19 protein-coding genes are annotated in these 23,370 nt (G+C 55.3%); 11 read left to right on the top strand and 8 right to left on the bottom strand.

Going from position 1 to position 23,370, the window contains the following annotated elements; translation table 11 throughout:
* The first annotated feature begins 238 nt into the window (after nt 1-238).
* The 7 genes from CU041_RS17560 (at nt 239) to rodA (ending at nt 9,057) form a co-directional block, all read left to right on the top strand.
* On the top strand, nt 239-1,789 hold the full coding sequence (locus tag CU041_RS17560) for a 2-isopropylmalate synthase (RefSeq protein WP_101247880.1): 1,551 nt from the start codon (nt 239-241) through the stop codon (nt 1,787-1,789).
* A 243-nt stretch (nt 1,790-2,032) separates the two neighbouring features.
* Complete coding sequence (locus CU041_RS17555; RefSeq protein ID WP_101247941.1) at nt 2,033-2,953, top strand: alpha/beta hydrolase family protein; 921 nt, start codon at nt 2,033-2,035, stop codon at nt 2,951-2,953.
* A 182-nt stretch (nt 2,954-3,135) separates the two neighbouring features.
* Nucleotides 3,136-4,176, top strand: a complete 1,041-nt coding sequence (locus CU041_RS17550; protein ID WP_008892088.1) for a rod shape-determining protein — start codon at nt 3,136-3,138, stop codon at nt 4,174-4,176.
* Nucleotides 4,177-4,299: 123 nt separating this feature from the next.
* Nucleotides 4,300-5,292, top strand: coding sequence for a rod shape-determining protein MreC (mreC, locus tag CU041_RS17545; RefSeq protein ID WP_101247879.1), 993 nt, complete (start codon nt 4,300-4,302; stop codon nt 5,290-5,292).
* On the top strand, nt 5,289-5,804 hold the full coding sequence (gene mreD / locus CU041_RS17540) for a rod shape-determining protein MreD (RefSeq protein ID WP_068517105.1): 516 nt from the start codon (nt 5,289-5,291) through the stop codon (nt 5,802-5,804). Before mreC ends, mreD begins: the two co-directional genes overlap by 4 nt.
* Before the next feature lie 169 nt (nt 5,805-5,973).
* Nucleotides 5,974-7,890, top strand: a complete 1,917-nt coding sequence (mrdA, locus tag CU041_RS17535; protein WP_068517104.1) for a penicillin-binding protein 2 — start codon at nt 5,974-5,976, stop codon at nt 7,888-7,890.
* Between the two features lie 3 nt (nt 7,891-7,893).
* Complete coding sequence (rodA, locus tag CU041_RS17530; RefSeq protein WP_068517103.1) at nt 7,894-9,057, top strand: rod shape-determining protein RodA; 1,164 nt, start codon at nt 7,894-7,896, stop codon at nt 9,055-9,057.
* A gap of 31 nt (nt 9,058-9,088) precedes the next feature.
* Here rodA and CU041_RS17525 read toward each other — a convergent pair whose 3' ends face one another.
* The 3 genes from CU041_RS17525 to CU041_RS17515 all read right to left on the bottom strand — a co-directional run bounded on the left by CU041_RS17525 (nt 9,089) and on the right by CU041_RS17515 (nt 12,238).
* The gene (locus CU041_RS17525) at nt 9,089-10,555 is read right to left on the bottom strand and encodes a GGDEF domain-containing protein (RefSeq protein ID WP_101247878.1); all 1,467 of its coding nucleotides are present in this window, start codon (nt 10,553-10,555) and stop codon (nt 9,089-9,091) included.
* Between the two features lie 47 nt (nt 10,556-10,602).
* Nucleotides 10,603-11,631: an ABC transporter substrate-binding protein gene (locus CU041_RS17520; RefSeq protein ID WP_233433163.1), complete on the bottom strand. Its 1,029-nt coding sequence runs from the start codon at nt 11,629-11,631 to the stop codon at nt 10,603-10,605.
* A gap of 409 nt (nt 11,632-12,040) precedes the next feature.
* Complete coding sequence (locus tag CU041_RS17515) at nt 12,041-12,238, bottom strand: hypothetical protein (RefSeq protein WP_082817667.1); 198 nt, start codon at nt 12,236-12,238, stop codon at nt 12,041-12,043.
* 290 nt (nt 12,239-12,528) lie between these two features.
* On the opposite strand from CU041_RS17515, the gene CU041_RS17510 reads away from it, so the two are divergent.
* Nucleotides 12,529-13,680, top strand: a complete 1,152-nt coding sequence (locus tag CU041_RS17510) for a M24 family metallopeptidase (RefSeq protein ID WP_101247877.1) — start codon at nt 12,529-12,531, stop codon at nt 13,678-13,680.
* Between the two features lie 135 nt (nt 13,681-13,815).
* Here the strand turns inward: CU041_RS17510 and CU041_RS17505 are convergent, their stop codons facing one another.
* The gene (locus CU041_RS17505; protein ID WP_101247876.1) at nt 13,816-14,157 is read right to left on the bottom strand and encodes an Hpt domain-containing protein; all 342 of its coding nucleotides are present in this window, start codon (nt 14,155-14,157) and stop codon (nt 13,816-13,818) included.
* A 132-nt stretch (nt 14,158-14,289) separates the two neighbouring features.
* Nucleotides 14,290-15,165, bottom strand: coding sequence for a phytanoyl-CoA dioxygenase family protein (locus CU041_RS17500; RefSeq protein WP_101247939.1), 876 nt, complete (start codon nt 15,163-15,165; stop codon nt 14,290-14,292).
* A gap of 142 nt (nt 15,166-15,307) precedes the next feature.
* Between CU041_RS17500 and cobD the strand changes: the two genes are divergently transcribed.
* Nucleotides 15,308-16,384, top strand: coding sequence for a threonine-phosphate decarboxylase CobD (cobD, locus tag CU041_RS17495; protein ID WP_233433162.1), 1,077 nt, complete (start codon nt 15,308-15,310; stop codon nt 16,382-16,384).
* 46 nt (nt 16,385-16,430) lie between these two features.
* Here cobD and CU041_RS17490 read toward each other — a convergent pair whose 3' ends face one another.
* Nucleotides 16,431-18,029 carry a sigma-54-dependent transcriptional regulator gene (locus CU041_RS17490; RefSeq protein ID WP_101247938.1) on the bottom strand — a complete coding sequence of 533 codons (1,599 nt, stop codon included), beginning with the start codon at nt 18,027-18,029 and terminating at the stop codon, nt 16,431-16,433.
* Between the two features lie 168 nt (nt 18,030-18,197).
* On the opposite strand from CU041_RS17490, the gene CU041_RS17485 reads away from it, so the two are divergent.
* Together CU041_RS17485 and CU041_RS17480 are read left to right on the top strand one after the other, a co-directional pair.
* Complete coding sequence (locus CU041_RS17485) at nt 18,198-18,503, top strand: STAS domain-containing protein (RefSeq protein WP_101247874.1); 306 nt, start codon at nt 18,198-18,200, stop codon at nt 18,501-18,503.
* A gap of 3 nt (nt 18,504-18,506) precedes the next feature.
* Nucleotides 18,507-20,570, top strand: coding sequence for a SpoIIE family protein phosphatase (locus CU041_RS17480; protein ID WP_101247873.1), 2,064 nt, complete (start codon nt 18,507-18,509; stop codon nt 20,568-20,570).
* 19 nt (nt 20,571-20,589) lie between these two features.
* Here CU041_RS17480 and CU041_RS17475 read toward each other — a convergent pair whose 3' ends face one another.
* Both CU041_RS17475 and CU041_RS17470 read right to left on the bottom strand, forming a co-directional pair.
* Nucleotides 20,590-21,204 carry a hypothetical protein gene (locus tag CU041_RS17475; RefSeq protein ID WP_101247872.1) on the bottom strand — a complete coding sequence of 205 codons (615 nt, stop codon included), beginning with the start codon at nt 21,202-21,204 and terminating at the stop codon, nt 20,590-20,592.
* A gap of 161 nt (nt 21,205-21,365) precedes the next feature.
* Entirely contained in the window at nt 21,366-23,318 is a 1,953-nt protein-coding gene (locus tag CU041_RS17470; RefSeq protein WP_233433161.1) for a putative bifunctional diguanylate cyclase/phosphodiesterase, read from the bottom strand.
* Nucleotides 23,319-23,370 lie beyond the last annotated feature (52 nt).

Below are 23,370 nucleotides of genomic sequence, written 5' to 3'. Positions count from 1 at the left end.
GCTTCGGGCGCCTTTGTGCTGTCTGCCCTAAACCTTCTACTCGGTCTTATTGGTCTTGCAGCCCTAGGCTCGCTACGACTTACGCGCCCCTGAGCGTAATATGACGGCCCGGATCACAGGACACATTGTCGATCCATTTGCCGCAGCTCAGGGGAATAAAGTCGCGCCAGACGGCCCGCACTCCTTCCAGACAGAATTTACATACCGGGCAAGGCCCGCTTGATCAGGAAACAATATAATGGCTAGTGCAAACGACAATCGCGTCATCATTTTCGACACCACCCTGCGTGACGGTGAACAGTCCCCGGGTGCGTCGATGACGCTTGATGAAAAGCTGCGCGTGGCGAATGCCTTGGCTGAGTTGAAGGTCGATGTGATCGAGGCCGGATTTGCCATCGCATCGAATGGTGACTTCCAGTCCGTCAACGAGATCGCCAAACAGGTCAAAGGCCCGACCATCTGTTCGCTGGCCCGCGCGGCCAAGGGCGACATCGAACGCGCTGCCGAGGCGCTGGAACCCGCAGAAAACAAACGTATCCACACGTTCATTTCCACCAGCCCGCTGCATATGAAATACAAATTGCAGATGGAGCCGGAACGCGTTCTGGAAAAGGTCATCGAAAGCGTCACGCTGGCGCGCAAATTCACCGATGACGTCGAATGGTCGGCAGAAGACGGTTCGCGTACCGAACATGACTTCCTGTGCCGCTGCGTCGAAGCTGCGATCAATGCCGGTGCAACCACCATCAACATCCCGGACACGGTCGGTTACACCACCCCGACCGAATATGCCGATCTGATGACCATGCTGTTTAACCGGGTTCCGAACATCGACAAGGCGATCCTGTCGGTTCACTGCCATAACGATCTGGGTATGGCGGTTGCCAACTCGATCTCGGCGGTCAATGCCGGGGCCCGTCAGATCGAATGCACGATCAACGGCCTGGGTGAACGCGCGGGCAACGCCGCACTCGAAGAAATCGTTATGGCGATCAATACCCGTAACGACGCCTTCCCCTTCACCACCGGGATCGACAGCACCAAGATCATGAATGCATCGCGTCTGGTTTCGGCCGTTTCGGGCTTTGTCGTACAGCCAAACAAGGCGATCGTTGGTGCCAACGCCTTCGCCCATGAAAGCGGCATCCATCAGGACGGCTTCCTGAAGAATTCCGAAACCTATGAAATCATGAAGCCGGAATCGATCGGCCTGAACAAATCAAGCCTGGTCATGGGCAAGCATTCCGGTCGCCATGCCTTCCGTGAGAAGCTCAAGGAGCTGGGCTTTGCCGATTTGGGCGACAACGCCATCGAAGACGCATTCGCCCGCTTCAAGGATCTGGCTGACAAGAAAAAAGAAGTCTATGACGATGACATCGTCGCCCTGGTCGATGACGGCATGCGCGACAATGAACATATCAAATTCGTTGGCCTGACCGTGACCTGTGGTTCCAAAGGTCCGCAGACCGCGGAACTGGAACTGAATGTCGATGGTGAAATCCGCACGGCCAAAACCACCGGTGACGGCCCGATTGACGCGACCTTCAACGCGATCAAGGAAATCTATCCGCATGACTGGCGCCTGAAACTCTATCAGGTTCATGCCGTAACCGAGGGCACGGACGCCCAGGGCACCGTCACCGTCAAGCTTGACGGCGAAGACCGCACTGTGGTTGGCAATGCATCGGACACCGACACCGTTGTTGCGTCCTGCATGGCCTATGTGACCGCTGTGAACAAACTGATCGAGAAAAGCAAGAAGACCGCCCCGGACGCCATGGCATCCTGATCGGCTTTATTGCCTGACAAGACATTGGGGGTGGCGTTTTCGCCGCCCCTTTTCTTTGCTGGTCACGAACGCCGGGTTGTCCCGGTTCATCGCGGTTCGATATGTCTTGCGACATTGCATCCTGATCCGTTGGACCGGCATTGCCCCGGCCCGCTGTTTTGCCAGCTGTTTTGCCCGCTATTTTGCCCGCTGCCGCCATGTGGTATCCTTGATCCTGACCAGAAAGCCGGATCAGGTGATGGCATGTCGGGCACATTCAAACGATACGGGAACATCCTGTTACGGATCGCTGCTGTGATGGCGACCATGTCGATCTGTGTCACCACCATCAGCCAAGCTTCAAGTGACACAACAAACCATCAGCCACACACCGTTTTGGTTCCCGCCCTGCCCTATCCGCAAAGCGGGCTGCGCAAACGGTTATCCGATGCCGGGAAAACACTTCCCGCCATTGATAACAGCCTGCAGGCCGATATTCCGGGCCTCTATTATCCCCCGCCTCAGATCGGCACGGACATTCCCGACGCAGACCGCCACCCTGCAATCGTAGCCCTTCCTGATTGCGATGATCACTTTCCGGAAGACTGGATCAATGTCCTGCGCGATCTTGGCATCGGTATTCTGGTGATATCACCAAACCGCGCCCATCCATCGCAGGCCTATTGCAGCGAAGGGTCACTTGGAAATCCCAAACACGGTCTGACCTATTGGGCGTTTGATGGGCTAAGCGCGCTTGGTTATCTTGCAGAGCAGCCTGACATCGACCCTGAACGGATTGCCATTTTCGGGTATGGATATGGTGGCGGCGCGGCTCAACTGGCGATTTATCGTGATGGTCATGCCAAACATTTTGCCGCACGGTTTCGCGCCCTGATCGGGTTGCGCCCGCAATGCATGTCGGAAATGAACAATTTTGCGCCAAGTCTTCTGATCGCGCTGCGCGGTGATCCGTTCAACCCGCCGGCCTGGTGCCAATGGCGGATGGATCGCGACCTGACACCTGCGCGTGCATTGGTCCGTTTCGAGCTGATCGGAAATGGTGAAACAGTTGAAAAACAAGCGACTCGTAAAGTGGTCGCACCAGAAAAAAGCCCGGAGGTTGTCAGCATTGTGACAGAATTCCTGTCCCAATCCGGGGTAATCACCAAAAACAGAGAAAATTGAATTTATCCGCCAAGACCATATTCCTGATCATGTTTTTCCACCCTTATTTCAGGAAATTTACGCGCCTTAATTATTCCTCAATCCCCTGCGCAGATTATTCGTGCATCGGCTTGTTCCTTGCGCTATCAAAGCCGGTACATTCGCATTCAAGATTTTACTATTAACCGGGGCATAGGGCAGGAATGTTTTCCAAGCTTCTTGGGGTTTTATCCTCCGACATGGCGGTGGATTTGGGCACCGCGAACACACTGGTTTACGTTAAGGGGCGTGGCATCGTCCTCAACGAACCGTCCGTGGTGGCCATTACCGACGAAAAAGGCAAGAAACAGGTCCTTGCGGTTGGTGAAGAAGCCAAACAGATGCTCGGTCGTACCCCGGGGTACATTCAGGCGATCCGCCCGCTGCGGGACGGCGTTATTGCGGAATTCCATATCGCCGAAGAAATGATCAAGCACTTCATCCGCAAGGTTCACAACCGTCGCAACTTTGCCAGCCCGGAAGTCATCATTTGCGTACCGTCCGGGTCGACCGCAGTTGAACGCCGCGCCATTCAGGAAAGTGCTGAAAGTGCCGGCGCACGCAAGGTCTGGCTGATTGACGAACCGATGGCCGCTGCAATCGGTGCCGGTCTTCCGGTGACCGAGCCGACCGGCTCGATGGTTGTTGATATCGGCGGTGGCACCACCGAGGTTGCCGTTCTGTCGCTGGGCGGTATCGTCTATGCACGTTCGGTACGCGTTGGTGGCGACAAGATGGACGAAGCAATCATTGCTTACATCCGTCGCACCCATAACCTTCTGGTTGGCGAAAGCACTGCTGAGCGCATCAAGAAGGAAATCGGTTCGGCCTGTGCACCCGATGATGGTGATGGCGCAACGGTTGAAATCCGTGGCCGCGACCTGATGAACGGTGTTCCGAAAGAACTTCTGATTTCCGAACGCCAGATCGCAGAAAGCCTTGCAGAACCGGTTTCAGCCATTATCGAGGCTGTGAAGGTCGCACTTGAACAGACCCCGCCGGAACTGGCAGCAGATATCGTCGACAAGGGCATCGTCCTGACCGGCGGTGGCGCGATGCTTGGCAATCTTGATTATGTGCTGCGTCATGCAACCGGCCTTCCGGTCTCGATCGCGGACGATCCTCTTTCCTGTGTTGCACTGGGTACCGGTCGCGCACTCGAAGAGAAAAAGATGCTGCGCAACGTTCTGCACACAGCATACTAAAATTTTGGCCTGAAATATCATCACCGGGTCGTATCCGTACTGGACGCGACTCGGTGATTTCGTTATGGTTGAATATCCCGTTGGGGATACAAGACGAACTTTTGGGAAATCGCGGGGAATACATTGGCACAGCATGGCGGTCCGCAGCAGCGAATCTTTTCGCCGTTACGCACGGCGCTTCACCGCTTCGCTTTCATATTGCTGATATTCACAGCTTTCGGGCTGATGCTTCTGGGGAAGGCCGATACGGTTCTGATTGAACGTATCCGTGCGGCATCTGCCGATCTCGTATCCCCGGTCATGAATGTTGTTTCCCGCCCGGCGGCCAGCATCAACGAGCTGACCGACAAGATTTACAATCTGGCCCATCTTTACGAAGAAAACGAACGCCTGCGCCGTGAAAACCAGCAATTGCTGGCCTGGCAGCAAGCCGCCCGTAATCTTTCGCATGAAAATGTGCGCCTGCGTGAACTCGCACATTACACCAATCCGCCTGCCCTGCATCTTGTGACAGCGCGTGTCATCGCCGATATGGGCGGGGCCTATGCCCATAGTGTGATGATTTCGGCCGGTTCGCGTGACGGTGTCGCCAAGGGACAAGCCGTTATTTCCGACGAAGGTCTGGTTGGACGCGTCGCAGAAGCCGGATATCAGGCATCGCGCGTTCTTCTGATCACCGATATCAATTCGCGCGTGCCGGTCATTGTCGAAAATTCCCGTGACCGTGCGTTCCTGTCTGGTGACAACACCAACCGTCCGCTTCTGACATTCCTGACCGCCGATGCGGCCGTTGCACCGGGTGATCGCATTCTGACATCGGGCCATGGCGGCGCATTCCCGCCGGGCATTCCGATCGGTGTCGTGTCATCGGTATCGGAAAATGCCGTTCGTGTCGCCCCGCTGTTCCGTCGCCATCAGCTTGAATATCTGCGTGTTGCCGATTACGGCCTGCAAGGTATCCTGAGCGAAAAGCGCATCCGCGACAGCCAGGCACCGGTAAATACCAATGCCACCCAACTGTCGCCCGAAATTCCGGCCGGGGTTGGCGTGGTGCCCGCAGCGCCGGCTGAACCCGCCCCGTCCGCACAGAAACCGCCGGCAGGGGAACTTCCGTGAAGCCCGGCGTCTGGCAACGACTGGACGTCATCGCACGTGGTCTTTTTCCGGCATTCAGCGTTTTCGTCCTTCTGCTGATCAACCTTTTGCCAATCAGTGTGCCGTTGCTGTCCACGGCATCACCGGCGCTTGCCCTTATGGCGGTGTTTTACTGGTCGGTGAACCGGCCCGATCTTTTGACAGCGGTGGCGGCATTCCTGCTGGGCCTGCTTCAGGATCTTCTGATGGGGTTGCCGCTTGGCGTAAGCCCGCTGGTTTTGCTTCTGGTACAGACCGGCTCGGCAAGTCAGGGACGCTTTTTCCATAACAAGCCCTTCAGCGTCATGTGGTGGGGCTTTGCCCTGGTGGCGATACCGGCCCTGCTGATCCAGTGGTTGCTGAGTTCCGCCCTGATTGGCGCATTGTTGCCGATCAAGGCAACCATGATCAGCTATGTACTGACCGCTGTGCTGTTTCCGATTGTTGCCTGGGTTCTGGCGCGCGCGCAAAACAGCCTGCTGCGCTATGTTTAGGGCATCGGGTGTCCTTCGAAATTCCGTGCAAAATTGATGTTTTGGCAACGGCTATCGGATATGCTTGAACAAGATGGTTTCCAAGCCCTTCCAACCGGGATAAAACGGGCAAAAATCAGCAGTTTCGCACTGCAACGGTTCGCCTAGAAAAGACAGGTATTCTTCGCCCATGTGGCATCGCGATTCAGACAGGTTCAGAATGTTCACCCGACGTGCCCTTATGCTGGGTGCTGGCAAGGGTGTTTTGCTGACGGGGCTGGCCGCAAGGATGTACTATCTTCAGGTCCTTGAAAGCGACCGCTACCGGACATTGGCTGATGAAAACCGCATTTCCCACCGGCTGTTGCCGCCGCCACGCGGGCTTGTGACCGACCGGTTCGGCGCACCGCTTGCCGTGAACCGGCAGAACTATCACATCATGATCGTCCGCGAACAGACGCCTGATGTGCGCCGCACGCTTGAAATCCTTGATCAGATTATTGAACTTGGCCCCGATACCATCGAACGGGTCGAACGTGATGTTTCGCGCCGCCGATCCTTTGTGCCGGTGACTGTGCGCGACAATCTGACTTGGGATGAAGTTGCCCGTGTTGGCGTCAATGCGCCCGATCTTCCCGGACTGATCATTGATGCCGGGCGGTCACGCGACTATCCCGAAGGCCCGCATCTGGCCCACACCCTGGGCTATGTTGCTGCGGTTTCGGAAAAGGAACTTACCGGTGATCCGCTGCTTGAACTGCCGGGCTTTACCATTGGCAAAAGCGGCGTTGAAAAGGTCTATGACCTTGCCCTGCGCGGAACGGCGGGCACCAGTCAGGTCGAAGTCAACGCCCTTGGCCGTGTGATCCGCGAACTTGAACGCGAAGAAGGCGAAAGCGGCAATACGGTCGTCATGACGCTTGATCTTGAATTGCAGCGCTATGCCAATCAGCGCCTTTCGGATCAGGAAAGCGCATCGGCCGTTGTCATGGACATCCATAATGGCGAAGTCCTGGCCCTTGCATCTCATCCAAGCTATGACCCGAATGCCTTTACCAACGGCATTTCCCACAAGCTTTGGAACAGTCTGGTCAACAATACCTATGCGCCGCTGTCGAACAAGGCAGTGAACGGGACCTATGCGCCCGGGTCGACCTTCAAGATGTGCGTCGCCCTTGCCGGGCTTGAGGCCGGGATCATCACGCCCAATCAGAAATTCTTCTGCAGCGGCCATCTTGATCTTGGCAATGCCCGGTTCCATTGCTGGAAACGTGGTGGTCATGGCTGGATGAACATGCATGACTCGCTCAAGCATTCCTGCGACGTCTATTATTATGAAATCTCGCAAAAGATCGGCATCGACCGGATCGCCGCTATGGCCCACAAGCTTGGCCTGGGCGAAGAAACCGGCATTGATCTTCCCAATGAACGCAGCGGCCTGATCCCGACCAAGGACTGGAAGGAAATCCAGCTTGGCAAACGTTGGCAGGGTGGTGAAACCCTGATTGCCTCGATCGGTCAGGGATATGTTCTGGCCACCCCGCTTCAGCTTTGCACCATGACCGCACGTCTGGCATCGGGCAAGGCCGTGCGACCGCATCTGACACGCGATCATGTAACACCCGAAGGTGTCACCAGCCGCGAAGCAGAAGAATTCCCCGACCTTCAGGTCAGCCGTGTCAATCTGGCGCGTATTCGCGACGGCATGAACGGTGTGACCAACGAATTGCGCGGCACCGGCCATGGCGCCAGGATCAAGATCAAGGGCATGGAAATGGCTGGCAAAAGTGGCACCAGCCAGGTGCGCCGTATCACCATGCGCGAACGCCAGACCACGGGCGTTCTGGGCAATGATGAATTGCCATGGAAATATCGCGACCATGCATTGTTTGTGGCCTTCGCCCCGGTCGACAATCCGCGCTATGCCTGTACGGTGGTGGTTGAACATGGCGGCGGTGGATCCAGTGTCGCCGGTCCGATTGTCCGCGATCTTCTTTTGAAGGCACAGGAACTGCAATCCGCCCGTCAGGGAATATCGGCTGCCAACTTGCCCAACAGCGCCCAGCTGCGCCCAAGACCAGCCCAGAACAACCGTAATGAGGGCTGATCCATGGCCATGAGCAAATATCGCATTGGTGAAGATCCGGACTATGTGCCGATCGGACGGCGACTGTTGCTGTTGAACTGGACACTGGTTCTGTTGATCGCGGCATTGTCGGGGATCGGCTTTGCCATGCTTTATTCCGCGGCCAATGGATCGTTCCAACCATGGGCCGAACGCCAGATGATGCGTTTTGCGGTCGGGTCGGCCCTGATGATCGTGATTGCGGTAACCGATATCCGTGTCTGGCTAAAACTGGCCTATTTTTCCTATTTCGTTGCACTGGTTTTGCTGGTTGGTGTCGAAATCAAGGGTGATATTGGCATGGGTGCGCAACGCTGGATCAATCTTGGTTTCTTCCAGTTGCAACCTTCGGAATTGATGAAAATCTCGCTGGTGCTGGCTTTGGCTCGGTATTTCCACGGTCTGACGGTCGAAGATTCCGGCCGGATTACCCTTTTGATCCCGCCACTTTTGATGGTGCTGGCCCCGGCGGCACTGGTGTTGCGCCAGCCAGACCTTGGAACGGCACTTTTGCTGATTGCCGGGGGTGGTGTGATTTTCTGGCTGGCCGGTGTCCGGATGTGGAAATTTGCCCTTATTCTTGGCAGTGCGCTTGCCGCGATCCCGATTGGCTGGCAGTTCCTGCGCGATTATCAGAAGAACCGCGTTCTGACGTTTCTTAATCCGGAAAATGATCCGCTGGGTGCGGGCTATCACATTACCCAGTCAAAGATTGCACTGGGGTCTGGCGGACTGTTTGGCAAAGGCTTCATGCTGGGGTCGCAAAGCCATCTGAACTTCCTGCCGGAAAAGCAGACCGACTTTATCTTTACCATGCTGGGTGAGGAGTTCGGTCTTGTCGGTGGTCTGGCGCTGCTGGCTCTTTATGCGCTGGTCATTACCTATGGCTATGTGATTGCGCTGCGTTGTCGCAACCAGTTCGGGCGTCTGGTTGCGATCGGGGTGACATCGACCTTCTTCCTGTATGTCTTCATCAATATCGCGATGGTGATGGGGCTGATCCCGGTGGTCGGCGTGCCATTGCCACTGGTGTCGTATGGCGGCACCGTGATGATGACCATTCTGGTCAGTTTCGGACTGTTGATGAGTGTTTCGATCCACCGCGACATTCGCATATCCCGACAGGGGAATGATGACGGCCGGAACTAGGCCGCCCGTCAACTTCATCGACATTCTGCAATCAGGTTTCGGAAACCGACAGGTTTGAATGTTCGGGGATCTGTTTGAAATCGCAGGGTTCGCAACGATTTCGGCCATTTTTCTTGGCATCATACAGCGCACTGTCCGCCAGCGAATACATCACAGCCGATATATCGCCACTGTCCCAGCTTTTAAGCCCGTCGATATGCATGGTTGTTTCGTGATCAAGGTTCGCCATGCCGGCAGATGACGGAAGCCCCGCAATCCCGAAACTTGCCGTGAAGTGCAGATCATGGCCGCCAAAAGCAACAACAGCCTTTTCAAAGGCCCCGCGCAGACGTTCTGCCAGCTTCATCGCCCCTTCGATTTCTTCGCCGGGTAACAGAACGGCGAATTCTTCACCGCCCATTCGGGCCGGCAGATCAATGTCGCGCAGGTTTGACTGCATCACTTTGGCCAGTTCGACCAGAACCGCATCACCGGCCTGATGCCCGTGTGTGTCGTTAAACGCCTTGAAGCGGTCAATATCGAGCAGAATGATCGAAACCGGCGTGTCGCGGCGACGCCAGACAGAAATCGCTTCTTCAAACCGCGCCAGATAGGACCGGCGGTTTGGCAAACCGGTCAGCGGATCGGTCGAGGCCAGCACTTCGAGCTTTTTCATTGCCGCATTCAATTCTTCGGTTCGCGCAGCGACGCGGGCCTCAAGATTGACATTGGCATCAAGCAGTTCGTCGCGTGCCTTGCGCAGTTGCCCCAGTTGCCCGCGGATCATGCCAAACAGACCGACCGTGACAGACCCCAGCAACTGGATTTCATCATCATGCCGGTGATATGGCGGCATCTCCATCGGCTTGGACTCATCGGTCGGGTCGGATTTAACCAGATAATTGCCAAGACGCACCAGAGGCCGCGAAAAGATATAATAGCTCAGGCCCGCAAAGACGATGGCCATCAATACTGCCAGTATCATGGTCGCAAGGAATGACCAGGACAGACGTGAAAACAGGGCGGTGACAAAAACCTGCGGGCTGAATTCAATGATCATTTCGCCCATGACGGTGGCGGGTTCGACATCAGGGTCGCGCACAGGCACGCTGATGGTTTGCAAACCGCCAAACAGTTCTTCGGCCCAATGAGTCGTCGGAATTTCCCCCGCCGCGCGGCGTCTTTCATAAAAAACATCACCGTCGGATGTCATCAATGTGACGCGCTGAATGGACCGCTGGCTCATCATGCCGCCAACCATCACATCGGCAAGGTCAAGGTCACGTTTCTGAAGTGCCTGCACAGCGACCGGCACGTTGGATGCGGTCACGCGCTGATTGCCCTGCTGATAGATCTCGGCAAGCCAGCGATAATCCTGATATCCGCGAAATGCAACGATCAGAAAACCAAGACCGACAGCAAGCAACAGGGAATATTTCAATTGCCGGGCGGCAATTGTACTTCCCAGTTTCAGGCTGGCCAGCACATCGTTATCATCTTCGTCCGATTGCCTAGCCAAGCCTGCATTCCCTCACTTTTAAGTGGTCCTGATTTTTGGGCTTTCAGTTAATTATGTTCTTTGTCGTGCGACAAAAGCCCAAACCGATATTCTGCCCCCACGGGCGCGTTGACAAGACTAAACCGGGAAAAATCAACTTTATCCCAGTCGCGCGTGAACAATATGTCATTAAAGTCAGCCATATTTTCGCGCGTAACAGCTTCCATTCTAAACGTTATTTCGGGATGGTCTTTCAGAAATTCAACGCCATTAACGTAATCGTGCAACAAAACCATCACCCAGGCACCGGCAAAAAAATGCCCGCCATGGGTCAGCGTCATCTCGCCATCGGTTACGGCATCGAGGCCTTCTGTTGACCAGTTAAGGCCACCAACAAAAACATCCTTGCCAGGAACCCGCCCAGCTTCTTTCAATGCGGCGATCGCGCCAAGGGCGATATTATCGTTTGCCGCCCATACCGCATCAATGCAGCCGCCACGCTTTATCCACGCCTCGGTCTGGCGGAACGCTTCGTCATATGACCAGTTTGCAACGATACGGCGCTGTTCGCGCAACACCGGATAGCGGCTAAGTGCGTGATCAAGCCCCTTAAGGCGTTGCAAGGATGCCGGGGTGTTGCGGTCCCCGGCAATTGACAACAGACACAGTGTCTGGGGCATCGCGTCCCCTTGTGCCAGGCGCGCGCCATCAATCAGCGACTGGGCAATATCATAGCCCGCGCGTTCGTTATCGGGTGTCAGCGTCAGGATCCAGTTTTTGATATCCTTGCGCGGGGTGCCATAGGTGTATTTCTGTTCCTGGGTAAGATCATTCAGCAGCATGATCACCGGAATGCCGCGCTTTTCGGCTTCGAGCACGATGCGCGTTCCTTGCTGATGTTCATTGACCGCGATGATGTAATCGGGGGGTGGTTGCATGGCAAAGGCCTGCTCGGCACTTTCGACCATCATTTTCCAGTCACGATCACTGTCAAAAACCGTCAGCTCATAGCCGAACTGATCGGCTGCGGCCTGCATGGTGTCGCGAACATCTTTCCAGAACCCGCGATCACCATAGCCCGGATTGATAAAGGCCACACGAATGTGGTCGGACTGATCCCCATTTTGTTGTGCGTTTGTTTTTAATGGCGCTGCCACAACACACAATAAACCGACCCCAAGCAGAGCCCAAAACAACCTATGCACTTCTCATTCCCCGAAGAAACGCTGCCACAGCCAAAACCGTATTTCAGCAATCCATACGACCGGATAGTGAATTTCGCTTCAAAGGTCAAATGATCTGCGCGAATTTAATTTAGAATACCTATAATATTATGATGACTGCCACATCTTCCTGATCTGGCAGTCCATCCAAGTTGTTGTTTGCACATGACAAACCGTCAAAACGGTACTGTCGGCGGATAGATGAATAATCATCTTGTCCACCGCACGAAACAGGCTGAAACAGCCTGACAGTACGCGATTTTGACGTTAAAGGGCGGGACTCTTACGGGGAACCCGATTGTGCACGGCTCAGTGCACGGGCAAGTTCCTCGTTGGACATGTTGGCGCGATCTTCGATCCCTTGCTGCTGAGCAAGATGATAAAGATCATCCCGGCGCCATTTGTTGAAGTCCGGCTTTCTATAGGGACGAAACGTGGATGTTTCCCGTTCTGACTTCGAGAGTCTGTTAAAGCTCGCCACTCTTGCCTCCTTTATGGGACGGTCCAAGCGATCTCGGCACAGTGCTTTCCCCCGAAACTGTAAAAGTGCCGTAACAATTCATGTAGGAGAGTTTGGAAGAATTTCTATTCCCCCTCCCCGGTTTTTCCCGGAAATGTGCGGCATACCCCTGATATGGAACGAAAAATAAGTATCGGGAACATTTCCACAATTACATTTTATCGTCACTTTGCTGTTGAAATGTCATTTCTGTTGGGGGGCCCCGAAATCTCTGATAGCATCGAACAAAACACTGATCAGGGATGTGTCATATGGCATTGCATTTTGAACGCCAGGAACTGGCAAACCGCCGCGCACGAACAATTGAAAAACTCGAAAAGGCCGGTCTCGACGGGCTGTTGATGTTCCGTCAGGAAAGCATGTTTTACCTGACCGGGTATGACACATTCGGCTATGTGTTTTTCCAGTGCCTGTATCTTGGTGTTGACGGTCGGGTTGCGCTAATTACGCGGGCACCAGATCTGCGACAGGCGCAACATACATCCGATATCGACGATATCCGCATCTGGGTCGATGGCCCTGACGTCAATCCGGCCTTCCAGTTGCGCGACATGCTGGCTGAATTCGGCTGTGGCGGCAAAACCCTTGGTGTCGAGTATGAGGCCTATGGCCTGACCGCGGCCAATGGCAAAAAGCTTGAAACCGCGCTGGACGGCTTTTGCACGCTTAAAGATGCATCGGGACTGGTTTCCGAATTGCGCGTCGTCAAAAGCCCGGCCGAACTTGATTATATCCGCAAGGCTGCCGAATTGGCTGATGACGCATGGGATGCTGCGCTTGATACGGTTCATCCCGGCGCATTCGAAGGCGATATTCTGGCGGCTATGCAGGGCGCTATTTTCGCAGGCGGCGGGGATTATCCGGGCAATGAATTCATTATCGGTGCCGGGCGCGATGCCTTGTTGTGCCGGTATTTCACCGGGCGCAAACATATCGCCCAGACCGACCAGATCACTTTGGAATGGGCGGGTGCCTATCGGCACTATCATGCGGCGATGATGCGCACCATCCCGGTTGGCAAAGCCCTGCCCCGGCATATTGAAATGCACAAGGTCGCAACCGATGCGCTGGTTGCCTGCCGCGAGGCACTTCGCCCCGGCGAACCGATCGGCAAGGTGTTTGATGCCTATGCCAAGGTCTGTGATAAGGCCGGAATGCGCGCCCACCGGCTCAATGCCTGTGGCTATTCGATGGGCACGACCTTTGCCCCGAACTGGATGGACTGGCCGATGTTCTATCACGGCAACCCGGTGATTGCCGAACCGGGCATGGTATTCTTCCTGCATATGATCCTGATGGACAGCGAAAGCGGGATTGCCATGTGTCCGGGCCATTCGGTCATTGTCACCGAAACCGGCAATGACAGCGTATCGCGCCATGGCCTTGATCTGATCACGCGCTGATCATGCAAACAAAGGGCAACCTGTATCGGGTTGCCCTTTGCGTTTTCTGTCCAGTCGCTATGCCGATCTGATATCGGTCTGACACCGATCTGACATTGGCGCCCCCGCGCCATCTTTATCAGGCTGGGATCAGACCTAGATCAGGCCAAGTTCGGCCTTCATGGCTGCGACCGTGTCATCGGCCGTCTTGTCGAGTTCGGCAATCCTTGCAGTGATCTCGTCGCCAAAGGCGCCGTCATATCCTTCAAGGCGGCGGGCTTCTTCGGCAAGTTTGGCTGCTGCCATATTTGCCGCCATCCCCTTGATGGTGTGGGCCGCTTCGTGCAGGGCTTTGCTGTCATGATTGCTTGCCGCACTCACCAGTCGCGCGCGTTCTTCCTGATAGGATGAGCTCAGCAACCCGACCAGCATCCCAAAATGTTCTTTGCCCAATGCTGAACTGACTTCTGCGAACCGGCTTTTATCGATCAGATCCATTCATGTATCTTTCGTCACAAGTCGTGGTTTCAGACCGTACACATCCCCGATATCCGGGACGCTACATTATTGATACTGCATCCGACCATGAACCGGATCACCACCCCACATCAATACCGCATCCCCGCGGCATCATGATGCATGTTCCAGCACCGCTTTCGCCCAGTTTACCGTGGCGTCGTCTATGGCCTGCATATGCCGGTATTTTTCGAACTGGCTTGCAATCAGCACAAGCCGTTTGTCAAAGGCCGGCGGACATTCAAGACTAAGAAGCTCCTCGGCAAGCGGGTCAAAGGCCGCATTCTGGAATTCCAGCGAAAGACTAATCCGTGGTTCGGTGGCATGTTTGCTGGCCCGGCCACCCCAATGATACAAATCCTGCCGCCATCCCATCACCGCCCCGGGTTCAGCCGGTAACGCCCTGACATCCTGCAACAAAACGTCTTGTGGCCTCATTACCGGCGCACCATAACACCTTTCGAAACAACGCGGCAATACGTACATACAGCCGTTTTCCGGGCTTGCCTTGCTCAGTGGCACCCACAGTGAAAGACTGATCAGCATGTCATCGCCAATGACGCTTTCGCCCTGATAATCGCGATGGGGCGGCCAGCCGCGCCCGCCTTCGCCCGGATCAACATGCCAGGCCCAGAAATGCGGCAACAAAGCAATCCGGTCGCCCAGAAAATGACTAAGTAACGGGCGCAGGCGCAAAAACACCTGCCATGCCTCGTCATACAGATAGATCAGCGCGGGCGACATGCCGTTGGCAACAAGGGTTTCGATCCCGTCACGCAATTTGGCAAGTTCGGCAACCGGCAGAACATCCTCGATCAGGAAATATCCCTCGTCCCAGAAACGGTCTGAAAGCACACCACCATCAAAGCCGCCTTCACGCGCCCCGATTTCCTCAATCGCGTGACCGATTGGTGCGCCATCAGAAATCGACAATTGCGGATTAAGCTTTTGCCACTGTTCGGGCTGCATGGCGTTTTTCGGTGTGATCATCGACAAATGTCCGGTATTGAAGGTGGCCGGACGATACGCAGCACCCGCCCTATTGGCAAGTCCCGTTCGGCCATGGCAAAACGGTCTGTGGCACTGGTTTGCCCGTTCAAAAACGAGTTTGGCTCTTTCAATGGCACCCAACATGACATCATCCCGGACGGCCGCGCCCATCAATCATGGTGGCGCCATTGATGCTGCTGCACGCAAATACGGCATTCCGGCCGAAGAATGGCTTGATCTGTCCACCGGGATCAATCCCTGTCCCTATCAGGTTGATGTCATCCCCGCCATTCAGTGGCAACGCCTGCCACTGGCATCCGAACTGGCAGCCCTTGGGGATGCTGCCTGTGCATATTACGGCATCCCCGATCCGGCCTATCTTGCCTGCGCACCGGGGACCCAGGCGCTGATCCAGACCATCCCGTTCTGGATCAGGGATCATGTCGATGTGTCTGCCGTGCATATCATGGGGCCAACCTATGGCGAACATGCGCGTTGCTGGGACCGGGCCGGTCACATCTGCCATATCCATGAAACCGCGGCCGATGCGCGTCTTGATCATGCAAAACATCTGCTTGCATCGGCAGGTCCGGGCACTGTCATCATCATTGTCAATCCGAACAATCCCGATGGCGGCCTTATCCCGGTACAGGATATCTGCGAACTATCCCGGCTTGCCCGGCAGGCCGATAGCTGGCTGATCATTGATGAAGCCTTTATGGATTGTCAGCCCGATCAGTCGGTCTGCCCGATGATCGCTGATATGCCCCATACATTGGTGCTGCGTTCCTTTGGCAAGTTTTTCGGACTGGCCGGTATTCGGTTGGGGTGTGTTGTCATGGCCCCCGATCTGGTCACATCGCTAAGCGAACGCATTGGCCCATGGGCCATTCCCGGCCCGACAATGACAATTGCCACCCGGGCATTTGCCGATACAGACTGGCAGCAAGGAACCAGACAACGTCTGCATGCCGATGGTCTGCGACTGGATCGGGAAGTTACGACCAAAACGTCGCTTGCCCTTTGCGGGGCGTCCGATCTGTTTCGATATTATGATGGCGGCGATTGTGCCGAACTGGCCGATCATCTGGCGCGGCGCGCCATTCTGGTCCGGCTGTTTGATCACGACGGCGCCAAGATCCGGTTTGGCTTTCCCGGTACGTCAGATGACTGGCAACGCCTGATCAGCGCACTTGACGACTGGCAGGTTCGTTCATAACGGCAAAGCTTTGTGCCGCTTCTGACCTGTCGGGATCGCAAATGTCTTACAGACCGTTTTCTTCCCAGGACTGTTTTTTACGGTAAATCGTTGATGGGCTGACGCCAAGCGCATCGGCGGCGCGCGGAATGGACCCGCCACAACGTTCGATGGCTTCTTCAATCGCCTGTTTTTCCACCTGCCAAAGCGGCCGGATTTCACCAAACCCCAGTCCCGGCGCGCCAAGACCTTGCGACGGCATGCTCATGCGGTCATTCGATGCACCGTTGGTGCCGACAAGCTGGCTGCTTTTGTCTGACTGGTGGTTTTCAACAACCTTGCGCATCTGGCGCGCCCCGGCCAGAAAGGCCAGCGCCTCGGGATCGCCTTCCCACAGCCGGCCATTTCCCCCGGAATCACGCGAGACCACCGGATGCGGCGGCGGGGCTTCGATTGTCGCAGACCCGAAACGGTCATCCTCGGTCCCGCTATTGACCGGACGCGGCACCATGGCAAGGGTGACTTCGGTACCGTTATTCAAAACAACGATATTTCGAATGATGTTTTGCAGCTGCCGGATATTTCCGGGCCAGGTATAGCGCGCAAACAGGGCGGATACTTCCGGACTGAACTGTTCGAAGTCACGGCCTTCTTCGCGGGTGTAGCGTTGAAGATAGAAATTGGCGATCTGAAGGATGTCGTTATCGCGGTCGCGCAGGGGCGGCATATGAAGCGGGATCACATGAAGACGGTAATAAAGATCTTCACGGAACCGCCCGGCACGCACTTCTTCAAGCGGATCACGGTTGGTCGCACAAACAAACCGCACGTCAACTGTTTCAATCGAACTGCCACCGACTTTCTGGAATGTGCCGGTCTGGATGAAACGCAGAAGCTTGGTCTGAAGATCCAGATCCATTTCGCAGATTTCATCCAGAAACAGTGTACCGCCTTCGGCCCGGTGTGCCGCACCTTCGCGGTCGGAAACCGCACCGGTAAAGGCCCCTTTGACGTGACCGAAAATCTCGCTTTCCATCAGGTCCTTGGGAATGGCACCACAGTTCAGCGGTATGAACGGTTCCTTGGAACGTTCTGATCGCCTGTGAATGGCTTCGGCGGCAAGTTCCTTGCCCGTACCCGATTCACCGGTAATGAACACGGTCGCGCGGCTTGGTGCGGCATTTTCAATGATGCGATAAATGTCGCGCATATTGTCCGACCCGCCGATGATGTCAAAATACATCTCGTCGGTGTCCGCCCCGGCAAGGTCGACATCAGGTCCATCGGGAATGGACGGCGCACCGGCCAGCGCCTTGGTCACGGTTTCACGCAATTTGTCGGCAGTAAACGGCTTTAACAAAAAGTCCCATGCCCCTTCGCGCATGGCTTCGACCGCAACATTGACCGATCCGTGCGCGGTGATGACGACTATTTTGCAATCCGGGCAAATCTGGGCAGCACTGCGCAGCACGTCACGCCCGTCCATGTCAGGCAGAACAAGATCAAGAACCAGAACATCGGGCGGGTTTTGACGCAATCGTTCAATCGCGTCCGTGCCATTGACCACATGATCAACCAGATGACCATCCGCACGCAGGTAGTCTTGATACACACGCGCAAGCGACAATGTATCTTCCACAATTACAATGCGTGCCTGATCTGGCATTTTCGTGTTCATGTCCCGATATAGCCACTATGGCCCAACATACCGATAGAGCTGTGTTCGTCACAACTGCTAACATTCTTGCAGTGGCTTCCTAAAGCATACACAATCAGACTAAGGTTAAAAAAGGCATAGTTTTTACGCCGTTACCTGCCACCAGGAGTACCAGTTTTGAACTACAAGACAGAAACCGCCGACGGGACCACAAAAGTTGAACTTAGTGGTCGTTTTACATTTGGTGACCATTCCAGTTTTCGCAAACTGATCGAAGAGATCCGCCCGCACGGCTCGGACACCTATGTCCTCGACGTTGCCGGTGTGGAATTCATCGATTCCGCAGGCCTTGGCATGCTGCTGCTTGCCCGTGACGAAGGCGAAAAGACCAACACATCCGTGGTCATTCGCGGCGCACAGGGACAGGTCAAACGCATGCTTGAAGTCGCCCGCTTCGATACTTTGTTCAAATTGGAAGACTAAGATATGACTGCTGGCAAAGAAAGCCGCACCGCCCATTCGGTCGCCATTGCGCAGTCGCTTGCCCAAAGCGACATTGATGCCCTCCTTGCCAGCAGTGCTCTCTGGGATGCCCCGGATCGTGTTTCAGTCAAAAGCGTTACGGGGCAAACACCCGAAGACTTTTCGCACAACAGGCGGTTTTCGGTGTGTTTCCTGCCATCCGGTGTCGGACGGGAATGGCTTGGCGGCCTGACCCGTCTGGACTGCGACACGTTTGTTGAATGTTCATCTGAAATCGATTTCGCCGATCTGGCACCGCTGATCCCGACAAATGGCGGGCGCAGCCATGCGCTTTCGGTCTGTATGTCAACGCGGAGTGCCTATCACCTACCTGTCGCGCGCAAATTCGTGACCGCCCTGCGCCATCGTGGCCTGATAGCCGAAAAAATCGCGGCAACCGTTGAAATGGCGGTTCAGGAAGCCTTCGCCAATTCGCTTATTCACGGCAATCTCGAACTCGATACCAGTGGCCACCTGTCGATGGACAGCTTCACCGAACTGGGCGAAGAAACCAAACGCCGTCTGGCGTCAAGCAAGCATGGCGCACGCGTCATTCTGTTGACCGCACGCCGTAAAAAGAACGGCCATATCGTGATTACCGTCAATGATCAGGGCAATGGCTTTACCCCGCCATCGGATTCCTGCTCAACCGCAGTGGCCGGGCGCAAAACAACATTTGGCCGCGGATTGCCGCTGATCAAAAGCCTTTGCCATTCCGTCAGCTTTTCGCGCAGCGGGCGCAGCATCGAGCTGCAATTTGATCAGGACAAGGCCGACCTTCTGACGACATCGGATATCTTTGTATCCGAACTGGACGGTAATAAAGACCAGGCCCCCGATACCGATATCCGCAACCCGCAAAATGCAACCATTCTGATTGCCGATGACACGATGTTGTCGCGCGAAATCATCGCGTCCTATCTGCGATCGGACGGGTTTACCAATCTGGTCTTTGCCAAGGACGGCGAAGATGCACTTGATCAGGTCAAAATCCATAATCCCGACCTGATCATCCTTGATATCATCATGCCGAAACTTGATGGTTACGGGGTGTGCAAGGCCATCCGCGCCAATCCGGATTACGCCGAAACCCCGATCATCGCCCAGACCGCCCTTGAAGAAAACGAAGGCCGGACAAGGATTTTCGATGATGGCGCGACCGACCTTATCCTTAAGCCGCTTAACAAGGCGGAACTGATCGCGCGCACACGCATTCATCTTGAAAACCGGCTTCTGGTCAAACAGTTGCAAGCCTATCAGGAACGCACGCGTTCTGAACTGACCATGGCGCGCGACATGCAGGAAAACCTCAACCCCACCCCGGAAAACTACCGCGGTACCGGTATTGATTACGGGCTTCGGATCAGTGCGACTTTCCAGATGTCATCGGAACTTGGCGGCGATATGTGGGGATTGATGCCGATCGACGAACACCGGCTTGGTGTCTATATCGTCGATTTCGCCGGACATGGTCTTGGTGCCGCACTGAACACATTCCGCCTGCATTCCCTGATCTGGTCTGATCAGCTCCATGATCGGGAGCCGGGCGAATATCTTGAAAACCTGAACCGCCATCTCAAGGGGCTTTTGCCGATCGGGCAATATGCCACCATGCTCTATGGGATCATCGACCGTGTCGAAAGCAAGTTCACCTATGCCAGTGCCGCCTGCACATCCCCGGTTCTCGGCAATAGCCTGACCGGTCAGGCACGGTATCTTGACGGATCGGGTGTCCCGCTTGGCGTGGTGCGCAATGCACGTTACGAAACCCGCGAGGTGCCGTTTACCGGTGCCAATTTCCTGCTGCTTTACAGTGATGCGCTGATTGAAACTACACTTGATGACGGCCAGTTCCTGAGCGAGGAAAAGCTGCTGTCGATGCTGCGTGAAACCATTATTGAAAGTAAGTCGGAAATTGATCTGGCCGCCCAGATTGCCGATCAGTTCATGGACCGCGCCCCGGCTCAGCTTGCCGACGACTTTACCATTGTCTCGTTGCAATCAACGCCAATCCCCTGCGCCATTTGATGCAGGGGACATTTGGGCATCAGGAATGGTAACGCGCCCGTCCAAGCGATGAATGGACCAGATCACCAAACGGTTCGGCGTCACTCCAGACAAACTGGCTGTGATCGACCATCGGTTCGGCCCGGTCACGCATGACGATATCGCGTTTTTTGGCTTCGATGCGTCCGGCAATAACCGTGCGCACCAGATTGGCAAGCCCCTTGCGCGCCCCGGCATGATCGGGCTCAGCCGCAAGAACATTACCCAACTGATCCAGCGCCCGCATTTTGTCCCGGCATCCGAGAAGATCGGCGGCCAATACCCGTAACTCACGGGCATCGGGACGCAAACTGATGGCGATTTCCAGATGTTCAAGCCCGATCTCACGACGGCCGGTCTGGATATATACCCGGGTCAGTCCCAGATGGGTCGCGGCATCAAGATCATCAATCAGCAACGCCCGCCCGAACGCATTAAGCGCAAGCTCACCCAAACCAAGATCAAGCAGAACATGCCCCAAAACGCGCAGCCGCGCCGGTTGGCTTGGCAGACTGTCAATCAGTTGACGCAGACGCGTGCGGATCTCGGGGGCAAGGTCAATCTCCCCCGCGATTGCGATGTCAGATGTCTGCGAAATCTGTGTCTGAGACGACATTGCCAGATGCCCCGTTCTCGCCAAAAACCGGGAACCATCGTCACTTTGGCCTGATGGCAATGATCCCGTTCAGAACAGATTAACGTCATCTGGTTGCGGGAAGATTAACCGAGTCGCACCGATTACACCGTTTGTTGTTTTTTCTGACACAGGCAGGATATTCACGCCCGAAGCGCATCCGAAAGTGCGACCAACCGTGGTTCCCGGTCCGGGCGGGCAAAGAAATAACCCTGCATCAACCGCCCGCCAAGCGCCATGACCGCATCGCGCTGACTTTCGGTTTCAATGCCTTCAAGCACGCAATCGATATCAAGATTGGCACACATATCGACAACGGTTTTAACGATACGGCGGCTGCGTTCGTTATTGGCAAGCGGCGTGATGAAGCTGCGATCGACCTTCAACGCATCAAATTCCAGCTCATGCACATAGCGCAGACTGGAATAGCCGATCCCGAAATCATCCAGGGCGACACGTGCCCCATGCTGGCGCAAATAACGGATGCTGGTGCGTGCCGCAGCGAAATCGCGCAGGAATGCAGTTTCGGTAACCTCGAATGTCAGCCGCGCGGGATCGATATTCTTGTGCGTAATCTGTTCGATCAACCATTCAACCGTATCGGACAAAACAATATCGCGGGCTGACAGATTGAACGATACCTGCACATTCCCCGGCCAACCCGCCATATCTTCAAGCAGCTTTTCAAACAACACACGGGTCAGGAAACTGACCTGGCCGGTCTTTTCGGCGACCGGGAAAAACGTTGCGGGCGAAACCCGGCCCATTGTTTCGCTGTCCCAGCGTGCCAGGGCTTCAATCGAATTGACCCGGCCGGTCTTGATGTTGAAGACCGGCTGATAATGAAGCGACAATTCCCGCGAAAGATCAGCCTTGCGCAGGGCCTGCTCGATCTGGGAATCATGACGGATCAGTGTTTCATGATGGGCTGCAAATAGCACCGGTTCGCCGGGGCAGTTTTTCTTGGCGTGATAAAGCGCGAAATCCGCACGTTCGAACAATCCGTTCGAATTACGCGCCACACTTGGATATGTCGCAAAACCAAGGGATGCGGATACCTGAACCGTGATGTTGCTTAGAACAAATGGACGGTTTAGCGCCTTGCACAGTTCACATCCGAGTTCGATCAGTTCGATGGCATCGCGGCCTTTGGTCAGAATGACGCCAAATTCATCACCGCCAAGGCGCGCCAGCAATGTTTCATCCCCAAGAATACGGCGCAACCGCATCCCGGCCTGGATCAGCAACTCATCACCGATCGGATGACCATGCACGTCATTGACCGGCTTGAAACCGTCCAGATCAATCATCGCAACGGCGAACTGGTCATTGGGACCGGCCTGCGCGACCGTTTGTTCGAGCATGGCAAAGAAGGCGCGGCGATTGGACAGGCCGGTCAATGCGTCAATCAGTGCAAGCGCCTCATTCTGGCGCGACAGCTCGATGGTGGTCTGGTGCTGATCTTCAAGATCAAGCTGGGTATCGATCAAACCGGCAAAGTTGGAATAAAAACTTCGGATGATCTGAATGATCATCACCGACACCAGTGCCATATTCACCGCAATCGCGACATAGACTTCATTGCCGCTCAGCCCGAAAAACATGACAAAGGTGCCAAGAACGATCACCACCACCAGCATCGCGGCGGGCGGGAAATTGACCAGACAAAAGATGCAGCCAACAACGGTGATCGAAATGAAATAGGCAACATGCCCCTTCTGATACGGGTCGCCATAGCCAAACATCGTGATCGCCCATGCCGTGAAAAGCACGGCGATCGCCGCCGCCAGAACCCGTATTTTGCGCAGATGCCCGATACAGACCGCAATGTCACTGACATCAAGCCCCGCCCGGCTCCATGAAATGGCGCGCATAATGCACACCACCGCAAGAATGCCGATGGCGTAAATCGTCAGCCAGTCGGGTGCGACCCCGTAATGGGTGTAGGCCAGCGCAACCGCATTGGCCAACAGCAACATGTAAAGCACCGGTATCTGCCGCGACAGGGCCCTTACCTGTGCACGGATCAGTTCCGGTTTCTCTGTATGTATTCTGAAGATATCGGCAACACGTTGCCCAAACTCGCCGACTGCCACGGATCAGGAACCTAATACTTTCATTGTCGTAGCAAAATACTACACAGAATTT

The sequence above is a fragment of the Thalassospira povalilytica genome (assembly GCF_002844235.1).
Taxonomy (GTDB): domain Bacteria; phylum Pseudomonadota; class Alphaproteobacteria; order Rhodospirillales; family Thalassospiraceae; genus Thalassospira; species Thalassospira povalilytica.
The sequence above is the reverse complement of the archived record's forward strand: the minus strand, read 5'-3'. Positions and strand labels throughout refer to the sequence as shown.

What these genes read in the sequence shown, in the direction of transcription:
- CU041_RS17560 (WP_101247880.1), top strand. Translation starts at nt 239, where the DNA reads ATGGCTAGTGCAAACGACAATCGCGTCATCATTTTCGACACCACCCTG.
- CU041_RS17555 (WP_101247941.1), top strand. Translation starts at nt 2,033, where the DNA reads ATGTCGGGCACATTCAAACGATACGGGAACATCCTGTTACGGATCGCT.
- CU041_RS17550 (WP_008892088.1), top strand. Translation starts at nt 3,136, where the DNA reads ATGTTTTCCAAGCTTCTTGGGGTTTTATCCTCCGACATGGCGGTGGAT.
- mrdA (WP_068517104.1), top strand. Translation starts at nt 5,974, where the DNA reads ATGTGGCATCGCGATTCAGACAGGTTCAGAATGTTCACCCGACGTGCC.
- rodA (WP_068517103.1), top strand. Translation starts at nt 7,894, where the DNA reads ATGGCCATGAGCAAATATCGCATTGGTGAAGATCCGGACTATGTGCCG.
- CU041_RS17510 (WP_101247877.1), top strand. Translation starts at nt 12,529, where the DNA reads ATGGCATTGCATTTTGAACGCCAGGAACTGGCAAACCGCCGCGCACGA.
- CU041_RS17505 (WP_101247876.1), bottom strand. Translation starts at nt 14,157, where the DNA reads ATGGATCTGATCGATAAAAGCCGGTTCGCAGAAGTCAGTTCAGCATTG.
- CU041_RS17500 (WP_101247939.1), bottom strand. Translation starts at nt 15,165, where the DNA reads ATGATCACACCGAAAAACGCCATGCAGCCCGAACAGTGGCAAAAGCTT.
- cobD (WP_233433162.1), top strand. Translation starts at nt 15,308, where the DNA reads ATGACATCATCCCGGACGGCCGCGCCCATCAATCATGGTGGCGCCATT.
- CU041_RS17490 (WP_101247938.1), bottom strand. Translation starts at nt 18,029, where the DNA reads ATGCCAGATCAGGCACGCATTGTAATTGTGGAAGATACATTGTCGCTT.
- CU041_RS17480 (WP_101247873.1), top strand. Translation starts at nt 18,507, where the DNA reads ATGACTGCTGGCAAAGAAAGCCGCACCGCCCATTCGGTCGCCATTGCG.
- CU041_RS17475 (WP_101247872.1), bottom strand. Translation starts at nt 21,204, where the DNA reads ATGTCGTCTCAGACACAGATTTCGCAGACATCTGACATCGCAATCGCG.